The 14,770-nt window shown below is 33.2% G+C and carries 9 protein-coding genes; 5 read left to right on the top strand and 4 right to left on the bottom strand.

What is annotated here, in order from left to right:
• Together BGO84_RS09990 and BGO84_RS09995 are read left to right on the top strand one after the other, a co-directional pair.
• On the top strand, positions 1–2,145 hold the full coding sequence (locus BGO84_RS09990) for a glycoside hydrolase family 97 protein (RefSeq protein WP_006842145.1): 2,145 nt from the start codon (positions 1–3) through the stop codon (positions 2,143–2,145).
• Between the two features lie 181 nt (positions 2,146–2,326).
• The gene (locus BGO84_RS09995; RefSeq protein WP_291029010.1) at positions 2,327–4,291 is read left to right on the top strand and encodes a glycoside hydrolase family 65 protein; all 1,965 of its coding nucleotides are present in this window, start codon (positions 2,327–2,329) and stop codon (positions 4,289–4,291) included.
• A 614-nt stretch (positions 4,292–4,905) separates the two neighbouring features.
• On the opposite strand, the gene BGO84_RS10000 is transcribed toward BGO84_RS09995, so the two are convergent.
• From BGO84_RS10000 to BGO84_RS10015, 4 genes are read right to left on the bottom strand one after another with little or no spacing between them, the layout of a single operon-like run.
• Positions 4,906–7,203 carry a DUF262 domain-containing HNH endonuclease family protein gene (locus BGO84_RS10000; protein ID WP_006842143.1) on the bottom strand — a complete coding sequence of 766 codons (2,298 nt, stop codon included), beginning with the start codon at positions 7,201–7,203 and terminating at the stop codon, positions 4,906–4,908.
• A gap of 14 nt (positions 7,204–7,217) precedes the next feature.
• The gene (locus BGO84_RS10005; RefSeq protein WP_291028999.1) at positions 7,218–8,321 is read right to left on the bottom strand and encodes a phosphoadenosine phosphosulfate reductase family protein; all 1,104 of its coding nucleotides are present in this window, start codon (positions 8,319–8,321) and stop codon (positions 7,218–7,220) included.
• Entirely contained in the window at positions 8,314–11,523 is a 3,210-nt protein-coding gene (locus tag BGO84_RS10010) for a DNA/RNA helicase domain-containing protein (protein WP_006842141.1), read from the bottom strand. Before BGO84_RS10010 ends, BGO84_RS10005 begins: the two co-directional genes overlap by 8 nt.
• On the bottom strand, positions 11,524–12,381 hold the full coding sequence (locus tag BGO84_RS10015; protein WP_006842140.1) for a DUF4007 family protein: 858 nt from the start codon (positions 12,379–12,381) through the stop codon (positions 11,524–11,526).
• A 280-nt stretch (positions 12,382–12,661) separates the two neighbouring features.
• Here BGO84_RS10015 and BGO84_RS10020 point away from each other — a divergent pair, with 280 nt between their 5' ends.
• Genes BGO84_RS10020 through BGO84_RS10030 form a run of 3 tightly spaced genes read left to right on the top strand, consistent with a single transcriptional unit; the run spans position 12,662 to position 14,733 of the window.
• Complete coding sequence (locus BGO84_RS10020) at positions 12,662–13,003, top strand: helix-turn-helix domain-containing protein (RefSeq protein WP_006842138.1); 342 nt, start codon at positions 12,662–12,664, stop codon at positions 13,001–13,003.
• Complete coding sequence (locus tag BGO84_RS10025) at positions 12,993–13,304, top strand: helix-turn-helix domain-containing protein (protein ID WP_006842137.1); 312 nt, start codon at positions 12,993–12,995, stop codon at positions 13,302–13,304. The genes BGO84_RS10020 and BGO84_RS10025 overlap by 11 nt, the downstream gene beginning before the upstream one ends.
• Before the next feature lie 22 nt (positions 13,305–13,326).
• Complete coding sequence (locus BGO84_RS10030) at positions 13,327–14,733, top strand: DUF4099 domain-containing protein (RefSeq protein ID WP_006842136.1); 1,407 nt, start codon at positions 13,327–13,329, stop codon at positions 14,731–14,733.
• The last annotated feature ends 37 nt before the right edge of the window (positions 14,734–14,770 follow it).

The following is a 14,770-nucleotide window of genomic DNA, read 5'->3' on the forward strand; positions in this document are numbered from 1 at the left end:
ATGAAAAAAATACTTTCACTATTAAGTTTTTACTTAATAGCTGTAACAGCTATAGCTCAGACATTCAAATCTCCTTCAGGAAATTTTGAGATGAAATTTTCTATCACAGAAAAAGGTGAGCCAACATATGAACTGAACTATAAAGGGAAAAAAGTAATAAACCCTAGTAAGTTAGGATTAGAATCTTTTGGGGATAAACCCTCTTTCTACGATAATTTTAGTGTTGTAAATGTGAATAACGCTTCATTTGACGAAACATGGCAACCGGTGTGGGGTGAATCAAAAGACATCCGTAACCATTATAACGAAATGATTGTTAGCCTGACACAAAAAGATACAGAGCGAATAATGATTCTTCGTTTCCGTTTATTTGATGATGGATTAGGATTCCGTTATGAATTTCCAGAACAAAAAAAGCTTACTTATTTTGCGGTGAAAGAGGAATTGACTCAATTTGCTATGACTGATGATCATACAGCATGGTGGATTCCGGGCGATTATGATACCCAAGAATATGATTATACAAAATCCCAGTTATCAGAAATTCGTCATCTTCAGGAATCTGCAAGAACGGATAATCTTTCACAAACAGGATTTTCCAATACAGGAGTGCAGACTTCTTTACAATTGAAAACATCTGATGGCATTTATATTAATTTACATGAAGCGGCATTGATCAATTATGCGTGTATGCACCTGAATCTGGATGATAAAAACTTCGTCTTCCAATCTTGGTTAACACCTGATGCAAATGGAACAAAAGGGCATTTACAAGCTCCTTGTTCTACACCTTGGCGTACAATTATTGTTAGTGACGATGCTCGCGATATTCTGGCTTCTAATATCACATTGAATCTGAATGAACCATGTAAAATAAAAGATACATCATGGATCAAACCCATGAAATACGTTGGGGTATGGTGGGAAATGATTACTGGTAAGAGCGATTGGTCGTATACCAACGATTTTCCTAGTATACAGATTGGCAAAACAGATTATAGCAAAGCTAAACCACACGGACGTCATGGAGCAACTACGAGCAACGTGAAGAAATATATTGATTTTGCTGCACAACATGGATTTGACGGGGTCTTGGTCGAAGGATGGAATATCGGATGGGAAGATTGGTTCGGACATTCCAAAGATTTTGTGTTTGACTTTCAAACTCCATATCCGGATTTTGATATTGAAGATATACACCGTTATGCGAAGAATAAAGGTGTCAAAATGATTATGCATCATGAAACATCTGCATCTATCCGCAACTATGAACGTTTTATGGATGATGCATATAAATTGATGAACAAATATGATTATCCTGCCGTAAAAAGTGGTTATGTAGGAGATATCATCCCTCGAGGAGAGAATCACTATAGTCAATGGATCAACAATCACTATCAGTATGCCATTGAGAAAGCTGCTGAATACAAGATCATGGTAAATGCGCATGAGGCTGTACGTCCAACAGGAGTTTGCCGTACATGGCCAAACTTAATAGGAAACGAATCGGCTCGTGGAACGGAATACCAAGCCTTTGGCGGAAGTAAACCAAACCATACAACTGTACTTCCTTTTACTCGTTTAATAGGTGGCCCGATGGATTATACTCCGGGGGCTTTTGAAAATGATATTAGTAAATATAACCCGAATAACAAATCATGGGTAAACACAACATTGGTAAACCAGCTGTCTTTATATGTAACTATGTCTAGTCCGCTTCAAATGGCTTGTGATTTCCCTGAAACCTATGAAAAGTATATGGATGCGTTTCAATTCATAAAAGATGTGGCTCTAGACTGGGATAAGTCGAAATACCTTGAAGCAGAACCGGGAGACTATGTGACCGTTGCCCGTAAAGCTAAAGGTACAGACAAATGGTTTGTAGGAAATACGAATGGCGAAACGGGAAGAAATAGTATTGTCAACTTTGATTTTCTGGAAAATGGCAAAACATATATTGCCACTATTTACGCTGATGACAAAGACGCGCATTACAAGACAAATCCACAAGCATATCATATCCGCAAAGTTGTAGTAAACAGTAATTCTAAATTATCACAATATTGTGCTCCGGGAGGAGGTATGGCGATAAGCATCTATCCTGTAACTGACAGGGCCCAGATAAAAGGATTAAAGAAACTTTAATGAATTAAGAAAGATTTAAGTATCTAAATTTTTATTGAAGATCGTTACTATTTGCTTAAATAGCAACGATCTTTTTCATAAATATATAAAACTAAGTAAAATGAAAATACATATATTTTATTTCGTCCTCTCTCTTTTGATGTTATCTATCAGTAATAATTTGTATAGCTAGAATCCATGGATACTTTCGGCAGATCAGCCCGATCCGAGCAATTATTATGGAGAAACTGTCGCTAATGGCGTTATCGGGATAATATCATCGCCCGAGCCATTGAGGGTAAAGGAGGTTGTATTAGCGGGTGTGTACGATGTATATAAACGCGGGAGGGTCAGCAATTTTATCCCAAATTACAATATGTTAAATATGAGACTTGCTTTCAATGGTGAGTCTGTAGCTTCTTATAACATCAACAATTTCAGGCAAGAGTTGAATATGCGCAATGGAGCATTTAGCGGATCATTTCAATATAAAGATTTTGTATTTGTAACCTATTCATACTATGCGTTGCGCCATCTTCCTCATTATGTAATGATGGTTGTAGAAATCGAGACACAGAAAGATGTGAACATCAATGTAGAAAATCTATTAGAAACACCGGCCTCACTCAATAATCAACAGCATTATTTCCAAAGTATAACAAACTCGCATGTTAATATACCTTTGTTGACATCGGTAGCCTATACTCCTACAAAAAAATCAAAGATCGCTGTTTCAAATACATTTCTTTTCGAAGAAGGCAAAAACGATCAGCCTCAACTCATGCACCGAATGAACGATACGGATATGCATGCCATGTCTTTCGAGAAAAACCTAAAAGCAGGCCAGAAATATTCTTTTGCATTAATTGGCAGCTTGATATCATCAGATCAGACAAAAGACCCTTACAACGAAGCGGAACGAATGACTATCTACGCTGCATTGGAAGGAAAGTCAAGGCTTTTAGACAGACATCTAAAAGAATGGGAGAAATTGTGGGAAAGTGATATTCAGATAGAAGGAGATGCTCAGGCACAACAAGATGTGAGAAGCATGCTTTATCATCTTTATTCATTTACTCGCAAAAATACTGCTTTATCTCCATCACCTATGGGATTGAGTGGATTGGGATATAACGGTCATGTATTCTGGGATACAGAAATATGGATGTATCCTCCGATGTTGCTCCTTCATCCCGAAATAGCAAAAAGCATGATTGAATACCGTTTTCAAAGGTTGGATGCCGCATGTAAAAAGGCGGCTTTGTATGGATACGATGGTGCAATGTATCCTTGGGAAAGTGCCGATTCGGGATTTGAAGAAACCCCTGTTAATGCCCTGACAGGAGCATTCGAACATCATATCACAGGAGATGTCGCTATTGCTGCGTGGCAATATTATCTTGTTACAGGAGACAAAGAATGGTTAAAAGAGAAAGGTTGGCCAATATTAAAAGCAACAGCTGAATTTTGGGTTAGCCGTGTGGAAAAAAATGATAAAGGGGAATACGAGATTAAGAATGTTGTTGCAGCAGATGAATGGGCTGAAAATATTAATAATAATGCTTATACCAATGGTACTGCTATCCGAAATTTGCAATATGCATCTAAAAGTGCATCTGTGCTTGGAATTGCCGCACCTGAGGAGTGGAATTTGATTGCGAGTAAAATCCCAATTTCAACAATGAATAATGGAGTAACAAGAGAACATGATAGCTATACAGATCAGAATATTAAACAAGCAGATGTGAATCTTTTGGCATATCCGCTGAAGATTATTACTGATAAAGAACAAATAACACGAGACTTGAACTTCTACCAAACCAAAGTACCTCATTCTGATACTCCGGCTATGACGCAAGCAATATTTTCATTGCTGTATAGTCGTCTGGGTGATAGTGATCAGGCTTATCACTGGTTCAAAGATGCTTATCAACCCAATCTCAATCCTCCTTTCAGAGTGATTGCTGAATGTAAAGGTGGTACAAATCCTTATTTTGCGACAGGTGCCGGAGGCGTCTTACAAGCTGTGATGATGGGGTTTGGAGGTTTGGATATTGACGAAGCAGGAAACATTAATCAAGTAAGATCTGTACTACCTAAGCATTGGAAAAAACTGACAATAACTGGAGTTGGTATAGATAAAAAGACCTTTGTCCGAACTCAGTAAATTTTAATCAAACACACAGTCCTATATTTATTTTCAATAGGAACATTAAAATAATACCCTTAGAATCGCCAAAGATGGTATTTATATATTCTGTAAAACCTCAATTAATGAAAATTATGAAATAGAAGTAAAACCCAAAATATTCCAAATAATAGTTTTTCACTTGACATTCGAAATCAAAAATATTACAGACAAACAGTAAAGTCTTCAGTAATGATTTAGTAACGGATTATAGATAGTTCAATCTACTTTAAAGAGAATAAAATAATTTATAGTATTGAATTGCAGTTATTTAACAAATATTCCCTGATAGGTTCTGTCCCTTGAAATGTAAACAACAAGCTCTTGTAAATGAAGCATTTACAAGAGCTTTATTGTTCTCGTGACTCCGGAGGGGTCGTTTATTTCTTACTCTAAACAGTATATTGTCAATTAATTATATGATAACATTTATTCTTTAGTAATGATTTAGGAATGTTATCATTTGTCTCTCAGCATACCACTTTTGGCTTGGAGTTGGCTATATTCTTTATATGTTCAAAAATAATAAATTCTTTTCATAAATTCAAGTTTTACTTCATCTTACAAAATGAATTTTTTGTAAAAAACTCTAATTAGTATAGCCAGTTAGAAATTCTTTGCCAGAATATTTCGATAATGCGTTGATTTCTTTTTTTAATTAGAGTTGCATTCCATCCAACATCCTCTTTAACCATAGTTAGAGGTTTCAAATGCTCATTGTATTCTGCATCTCTTATTATCTCAATAGAATTAGTAGATAATCCAGTTTCTTCGGCTAGAAGTTGGTCTAATTTATTTTGATCTTTTTGAACGATGGCTTCAAAATAAAGACGTTTGGTTTTCCAATTTTTGTTGCCTGCGGAAGAGTTTATTCTTTGGGGAAGTAATGTTAAATTTCCAATGGATTGATATAATAAAGAAGGTTCATCATATAATTCAGAATCCCATTCCTTGTCTGTATTTTTTTGTGGAGCTATATGTTCAACGGAGTCCAAACTATTCCATTTTTTGAGAGATAAAAAATCACTTGTATTTGCTCTTGCTATTTTCATCAATCCATGTTCATTTTCATCCTCAATAGTGTCATGTGCTGCAATTAGTATTGCTAATCGACACAAAACCTTACCGGCTTCATCATATCTAAAAAAATTAATAGCTCGATTACTCCATGTACTAAAATCTTCTATTCCTCGATTCTTTAAAGAATTAATGAAATGTTTTCTTAATTCTTGAGAGTATAATGTGTCATTATAATCCCAATTCTTATTTTTCTCTTTAAAAAACTCTCGATATGTTGAATCTAGACCTGAGTTAGGATAAGAAGACCTCCAAATACAATAGTATGCAGTGATTGCTTTTATTATGTTAACAAAATTGTTTACACTATCTACTGAGTAGTGATTTCTAATAACATCTTTGAAGGCACTCCCTAAAACAGTTATAGACATTTTGTGACCAGTTGTTCTTAAAAACAGTAATAAAACAGAAGCCAGTTCTCCTTCTTCATGGTTTTTCAAAAAATCTATAGAAACAGTTGAATCATTGCTATAGTCTATCCAAATATTTTTATAGAAATTAGCATAATCACCTAAGAAATGAATAAACGAGCTTCGTTTGTCGAAAATGTTACATTTCTTATAACTATCCATCAAAATTTTCCTTTGGTATGAGAAATGAGAAGATATGGATTGGCCTGAATAGGCAACAAAAAAAGAAGTCAAAAATTCATTAGTCCGTTTATTTTTTTGTTGGGCTGTATTATTATCCTTGAATAAATTATCAATTTCCCTGAAACTTAAATCATTAGAGGAGTCTTTAAAGTCTTTCTCGTTTTCAACAGTATCATTTACAACTAAAGGCTTAAATGTTTCTATTGCTGTTAATGGAGTTCCTGTTGCATTTAAAGACTGAAACATGTCAAAAGCCCAATCTTCATCAGTTGGTTGTATTATTGTAAAACAACAACGGTCTAAGAGATAATGGCACACAGTTAGAACTTGCACTAATTCACACAAAATATATGAATCAGATTTATTACTTGAAAAATCTTTTGTTTTTATTTTGTCTGCGAGATGTTCTCTTTCAAAACTCCATAAACTATCTTGTTTGAAGGAATCTAAGATATCCCATGCAACAGAAAAATCATCAGATTTTTGAAGATGGGCAGTTCTAACTACATTTTTTAGCCAACGATCAATCTGTATAATATTTTGGCTTAAGATCTTCCCAAATTGATTTCTTTTTATTGAACCAAAAATATTTCCAGTACTTTCAAATTTAGTATAATCTTCAATGAAATTACCAAGATAACTAGCTAAATCCGATTTATATGCTTTTTCTAAATTTCCTTCTCGAACCCAATAGTCCATTGCACCCCTAATAATCTTAGGTTTTATTTTAGGTTTGCCTCTTCCTAGATCAAAACTAAATGTATGCAATAGTTTTTGAGTTATCCAATATTCGCAAATTTCCTTCAGGTCTCCATATAATATATTTGATTCTTTCATCTTCGAAAGAATTTCCACCAAATGTTTCGTTAATAAAGTTCCAATAACAGAAATTGTAGATAATCTTTGCTGCCCATCTATTAATAAGTCAATCTTTGAAGGGACAGCTTGCTTATCAACGGGATATATTTTCTCTTTATTAGCCTCTTGAAGTATTATTATTGTACCAAGAAATCTTATCTCTTTGTTATTACTGCTTTTATCATCAATTACACGAAGAACTCCTTTTGAAATATCTTCTAGTAATTGTTCTATATTATCTTGATCCCAACTATATTCTCGTTGGTAAAATGGAATATATAATCCTTGACCTGTTTGATTAAAGAAGTCATCTACACTCCTATTTTCTGTATTAAAGGCACTTTCAATATTAATAACGGACATAATAACTTTAAGTATTAGATAAAACAATTAGCACAATTTATGTTGTCATCCTCGAACATATTTACAAGGCGTGAATCCTTTTTCTTTGAAGAAATTTGCTTCGAGCGTTTAATAAAGTCTAATTTTATTTGCCTTATTCTCTCTGGATGAATAAGATCACTTAAACGTTCCCCTTGTATCCAAGTATAACCACTTTTCTCATATTCCATTGCTTGTTCAAATAGTTTTGGATGTTGCTCATATAACCAAATCCATTCTATCTTTTGTTGGTAAAAACAAAAATAACATCCAGATCTGCTTCTATTATAATAGCCAACCTCTCCGTCAACTTCAAAGATTATAGGATCATAATATGCTGGCATTCCAATACCACTATCAATTAATATTTTTTTTATGTCATCAACATTTAAATTATCAGTATTTTCTACCAAAGGAAAAGAATCTAATTTACCTACAGGATAATCAGTAGTTTTTAACCATTCAAAAACAGCTTTATTAAAATATACAATATTTGTGTCCAGTAAATAATTAAGTTTTTTGGAATAAAAGAAAGATTTCGTTAGAGGCTGCAATAATATATTTCTTACCTCATCAAAAGTTTTCTTATTAGCAATCTCTTTATAGTATTTGCTAAATTGGTCGATATTATCATCATTTAAAACCTTTGTAATGACATCTAAACTCCAAATATTCTTCCTAAAAGGAAAGATTGATTGAATATTAGACTTTGTAGACACATATCCCTCTCTTTGTTCATCTCCTCGAATACCAACATAGGAAATTGCATAATCATCCTTAACAAAATCCTCAAATTCTGCTAATTTCATTTTCTGAGTGCACCATCTTGCTTGGGGAGAAGGAAGATATCCTCCATTAGCTTTAAGAAAATGATCAAAAGGAGTAGGCTCAGGACTATCTTTTGCTGCAACAAGCATTTCAATATGCCCTAAAAAACCTTTTAATTGTTTAACAAATTCGATTGTTTCTTCTAGTTCACAACCAGTATCTGAATTATAATATTCAATTGGAATATCAGAGTGTTTATTCTTCATATATATAGCCAGGGCAGCACTATCCTTCCCCCCTGATATACCTAATACATGTCTAACTTTACTCATTCTTTAATTTATTGTTTAGTATCTGACAAAGTGTATATATATTTACATTGTCATCATCAGATAAATATTTCTTTAATAATTCTTCTAATTCTTGACTTTCTTCTTTTTTATTATCAGGTAAAATTATTTGTTTGGTACTTTTTCCTTTATTTAAGGTTGTAATATCGACTTTGAGTGCTAAGCTGTCTACAGTATTTGCGTTTTTATGTAAGTCGACAAAGTCTGATAATTCTGAAAAAGAATATGTAAGCCTTTCTAATAAATACTCTTCCTCATTATCAAGTAAATTTTCTAATGATTTATTTATTATTACATATGATATAGAATTAAGCCATGCTGAACGATCCTTTAAAGGAGCCATTACCCTGGAATAAAATGCTTTTTGTCTTGTAGGTAAAAGATATTCTTTTACGTTTTGATATCTCTTTTCGATATTTTTTTTGTATAGCTCAAAATCCTTCTCTTTTATGCCTAAGGATTTCAACAAGTATGATTCTATTCTGTTTAATAATTCTGAATAACATGTTCTTAATTCTCTAATAGAATTTTGAAGAGAGTCTACAAAGTTATGTAAATAATCAGGGTTGTCTATTAGATCTATGTCTTTATAGCCAAGTACTCTTGGAAGATCTTCAAAAAATGTTTTTTCGGGATCGGTAGCATTAGCTAAAACATCTCTAAAGTCTATAGATTGCTTTTGCAACTTATGCGTATTCCTTGCATATTCATTTAGAGAACGGTTATAGAATGTAAGAAATGGCTTGATTGTTTCAATAAAAGAAGAACCTTCTATTTTATCTTCCCTTTTTAAATTAATCGCTTCTCTATATTTATTAAACAAATCTAGTCTAATTCCTTCAACAGCGAATGTCCTAATCTGAAAATCAGATGGATTCCTTTGTAGCAGATCCAATACTTCTTTATTAAGATTAGGAATATAAGTCTCGTTACTATATAAAGCATAATCTTCCTTTTTGATTATTAAGAAAATTGGGATCCAAAAATCAATTAACCCTTGTTTTAATTTAAACGGTTTATCCTGAAGTAGATTGATCAAATCTTTTAAATTACGTTTTTTTTCTATCGCACTTTCTAAAAAAGATTCACATAGTTGCCATAATCGGATAAACGAAGGTTCTATAGGAGCTGCTAAATAGAAATATTCGTTTTCATTACGGTGTATTCCAATATTCTTTATTAACGAAAGATAAATAGATTTTTCAGGAGGAAATTTATTATCAGGAAAATCTAGATCTTTGAGGCCACTATTTTCTAACAAAGCAATTAGTAAATTATTTCTTGCTAGAGAAATGGCGCCACTAACCTTATGTTTATTTACTAATTCATTTTTAAATACAGGTGTGGCATCATAGATAATATTGCATATTTCTGATATTTTCTTATTGAAAACTGTCTTATTTGAAATATCAAGTTTCTCTCCACTAAAATACCAATCTACAGTTCCATCATTAGAGAATAAATCATTTAGAACTATTTGATTCAATAAAGATTCTTCATGTTGTAATCCTTTCTCAAATTCTCTAAAAGCAACCTTATCCTCTCTATCAATAAGTACTCTCTCTAAAACATATAGATATTTATCAATTTCAAATATTTGATTTAGTATCGCGTCTGTGTTATTGAAATAAGCATAAATTATAGCAGAATTAATATCTTGAGATTTATTTTGAACATCATTGGTATTTAAATCTTTGGAAAAAATTAAATTTATATAACCATCAATATCTCCTTTTGGCTCTTTTTCATATGGAATATCGCTAATGATAAATTGAAAGTATCGAGGAGCTCCAGTCTCATATTGGTAAGACTTAGCTGGAATAATATTAAAATCAAAATGCTTATTTAATTTTGTAACAAAGTCTTCAGACTTAGGAATAATAGACCCTGCTTTGATAAGTTCAGCTTCAATATCAATGTCAGTACCTTCAAAAAGAATATATTGTGATTTATATTTTGCATATCTTATGATCTTCGTTTTTTCTAGCCTTTCTATTAATTTCCTTGCATTTGATATACCTAATGATAATTTTGCATATTGAGATAGAAAATTTATATCGAAAGAGCTTCCTTTTGGAGCAAAAATATTTAAAAGACCTATTGTTTTGATTAGTTGGCTTACAGTTTGAATCTCATTCTCAAAGAAAGCTTCAATTCTTTCTAATGCAACTTGTATTGCAGTCCAATTTGCAGACCCACTATGTGTTTCGTAGATATGACTATGGAAATTATTAACAATATAGTCATAAGTTTTAGGTAAACTATATAGTTGCCCCCTAGTATTAAAGTCTTTAAAATCAGAAGAAACTAAAAATGAAAATAAGGACCTCTCATTTTGTCCATATTTTTGTATCGCTAATGTAAGAGTCTTTGCGGCAAAAATGTCAAGAGGATAAAGTTGAGTAGCAAGTTCTTTTGAAAATATTCTGCCATCAATAAATTTCGCTTTAAGAGCTTCTTCATATAAAGCACCAATATGATTCTCATTTAATTTTGAAACATCTGCTCCGTTTATATCTGAGGCGGCCAAAAACAATAATTGTTCAATAGGTTCATTAAATACAACTTCTTTAAATCGCCCTTTCACTTTTTCCCATTCATTTCTCTGTATTTGACTTAACCTATTAGAATATGCATTAAATGATTGATGCAATGTTGTCAATAAAACGATATTCTTTTTGGGATTATTTATATATTCTGCAAACTCTTGCAAGAAATATAATTCAGATTCAGGATTATTTTTTGCTGCATGTTCTAATATTTTGCCAAATTCATCAATTAGAATAAAAAGAAATTTATCCTCTTTCAGAATATCTTGATAAAAGCATTCAAAAGCCTCAAAGAAGTTTTTTTTGTTATATTTCTCAAGTCCTAATTTTGAATTAAGACACTCTTTTAATTGTTGATACTCCCCAACAATATTAACAAATTCAAATAATTTGTATCCATTAAACTGCCCATTGTTTTTAATAAGAAAGTTAGTCTTAGCATTTAAGTCATGTTGTAGAGCTAGCAAAAGGCTAGATTTACCAGTTCCAAAAGAACCAATAATATTAAAAGAATGGATACCTGAATTAAAGTCATTGACTATTTGCCTAACAACATTTTCTCCATTACTTGTTGGTATATAGTGAAATACACTTTCTTTATCTCTCTCAATATTTATAGATGTTGTGAATTTCATTTAATTATTTGTTAAATTGTAATAATCATGAAGAAGTTCCCATTTATCAAATGCAGCTCGAAGTTGAATTTGCTTTATGCCAGAATCATCAGAAAATATAACTTCTGGATATTTTTCTTTGATATCCTCTAGTATTTGCATCAATTCATCAGATGTAATGCAGAGTGAAAAAAATAAATTTGATAGAGAATGGAAATCAATTATTTTATCTTCTTCAAACATATCTAAAATAATAAATAATGCGATTTCAGGAGCAAGATAACTTTTAGTATTATAACCAAACCTAAATCGTCGGTTTTCCGTACTAGATGCATATATCAAATTTAAATCAATTAATAGAGAAGAAAAATCTTCGATAGATTTTCCATCATTCATTGGTCTTACATAATTATGTAAGAAAACATTAATATCTCTTTTTACTGTATTTTCATTAAATGGATATAGTAAGTCTGTTTCCGAACAATTTCTTTTAATAAAGCCTAACAATTGCTCTGATGTGAATTCTCTGTATTCTTTTTGAAAATCGAAAAATGTCAAATGATAAATTGATGCTAATCTTGTTTTTAATAGTTTATAGTGTAAAATCCATAAAGTACCAATGTTTTCAATATAAGGATCATAACCATTATTTGCAAAAATTCTATCAGCCCATTCAGTAATTTTCATACTATCATCAACTACGTCAAAGGCTTTTATCCAATATCTTATTGCAGTTACCATGTTTTTTCCGACTCCCAAATCAACCACAGCATCGTCGTCATTGAAGTTTTTTTCTGCATTTACGAAATCATAGCCTTTTTTCAGCCATAGATCTTTGCAATGGAAGCTATCGTGTCCTGAAAAAGTGTATTTAATCATTTTATTACTAATGTCTTTTTGCGCAATCCTTGCTTAATATACTGTAAGCAAGATTGTTAAATGAGATTATTTTATTATTATTTTTTCTATAAACAAACACAAATGTAATGAAAAATTGAGAGACTAGAGCGTAATTTTTTAGATATAAAATCTTAATGAACAATTCCATTCTAAACAATCTGTTTTAAATATGAATTTCTTTATCCACCCCGTATAAGACTGGTATATTCTTCGAATTAACATATCTGAAATTTGTCCCCGAACCAATAAAAAATCAGATATGGAAGTAATAACATTCGAGAGTGATGCCTTTAAACAACTGGAAAAGAAGATTGACCGCATTGCCGGGTTTGTAACAAACATTGAAGCTACGCCCAACAACAAAGACCCCGATTGGAGCGCTATCCGGTTGGAATCAGAAGAAATTTGCGATATTCTGGATGTCAGTTCCCGCACCCTCCAGCGCATCCGTAAAGAAGGAAGGCTTTTCTATTACATCGAAAAAGGGAAGTGCATCTACAAATTCGAAGATGTAGAACAACTTGTAAAAGAAAAAATATTCCCTACACATATCAAGTCCTATCAAGAATTCCGAAAAGCCTATCTGGAATATGTCAGATGAAGAGTTTGAACAATGGATGAACAGGCTGTGGGCGAAGATTGAAAGTTTGGAAAAGCGGATAGATCAGATGCTCAATCGTCAGAATGTTTTGAGCGGAGAAATACTGCTTGATAACCAAGACCTCTGTTTTCAACTCAAAGTAAGCAAACGAAGCCTCCAACGCTACCGTAGTGAAGGTAAGCTCAAATACAAACAGATTGAACAGAAAACCTATTACTATAAGTCAGATATCGAAGAATTCCTTCGAAAATATATGCAGGAAATAGATAAAGACAGGGAAGAAAACACCTCAGAAGAATAATCACTAATTATCCACAATTATTATGAACGAAAAGCTAAAAAGCCAGGATGTCCTGCTGGTAAAAGAAAAGGACAGCAATAAACTGAATGTTGTTTCAGGTATAAATGAAGACGGCACACCGAAAACCGTTAAGCCTGAGCAAAAGAATGAACCTGAATTCCTGAAGATCAATAAGCACGGCGATGCTTTGGAAAACTTTATGTCCAATTTCTTACGTCAATGTAAGGAACCGACACATTTCCATTTCTTCAAAGTGCCACTCAATGCACTTGAAAATGTTGTAAACGTATTAGAAACAATGCTCAAAGACCCAGAGAACCCTTCTAATAAAAAGTTCCTAAATGAACACAGGGTATTACCCGAAGAATTTGCCAAGAAACAATATCAGGCAATCGATGAATCCCGTATTGACTGGTCCCAATTTGAAAAACTGGGTGTAACCAAAGAAATGTTGGAGCAGACCAAGAGCATGGATAAAATGCTCAACTGGCAAAAATCTCCCGGACTCATACCTATTAAAGTTGAAATCGACGGGATGACTATCCGAACCGATGCTCGCCTCTCACTTCGGGAAACAGCAGAAGGTAATTTAACTGTGGCCATTCATGCCCTGCGGAAAGAACCCGAACTGGACAGGCCGTTTTACGGAACACGCCTGAATGAAGATGACAAACAAAATCTTCGCCAGACAGGGCATGCAGGACGGTTAGTTGAGATAGAACCCGCCAAAGGCGAGAAGATGAAAGCCTTTGTGTCTATCGACAAAATGACTAATGAACTGGTTGCTGTCCGTGCCGACAGAATAAAAATACCCAATGAAATCAAAGGAGTTGCTTTGAACGAACAGCAAAAAAAAGATTTAGCCGAAGGAAAAGGAGTCTATATCGGAGGAATGACAGGTAAAAACGGAAAAGAATTCAATGCCACCGTACAGATTAATGCCGACCGCAGAGGTCTGGAGTTCAAATTCGACAATGCCAATAAACTCTCCCAAGACCAACAGCAATCGAATGCGAATAAACAGGACCAGTCCCAGCCGCAGGAAAAAAAGTTCCGTATTCCGACCAAATTGTTGGGTGTCGAATTATCTCAGGAACAACAGGATAAACTGAAAGAGAACAAAACTATCTATGTAACAGGCATGCTCGATAAAAAAGGTGAAACTTTCAATGCCTATATCAAAGTGAATACAGAGAAAGAAAAACTGGATTTTTTCAAATGGAATCCCGATAAAGCACAAAAAGTTACTCCCGACAACAATAGTAAGACTCAAGTTGCTGTCAACTCCGAAGGCAAAACCAATGAAGCAACCAAGAAGAATGAAGAACCTCTCAAACAGGGACAAACTCAGCCTTCTGAAAAACAACAGGAGAAGCAGGAAGAGAAAAAAGAGCAACAACAGACCAAATCACGAGGAGTAAAAATGTAGTTCCCTCTATTTCAGGCTAATTATCCAATATTTAGAG

Source organism: Dysgonomonas sp. 37-18 (genome assembly GCF_001899125.1).
GTDB lineage: Bacteria > Bacteroidota > Bacteroidia > Bacteroidales > Dysgonomonadaceae > Dysgonomonas.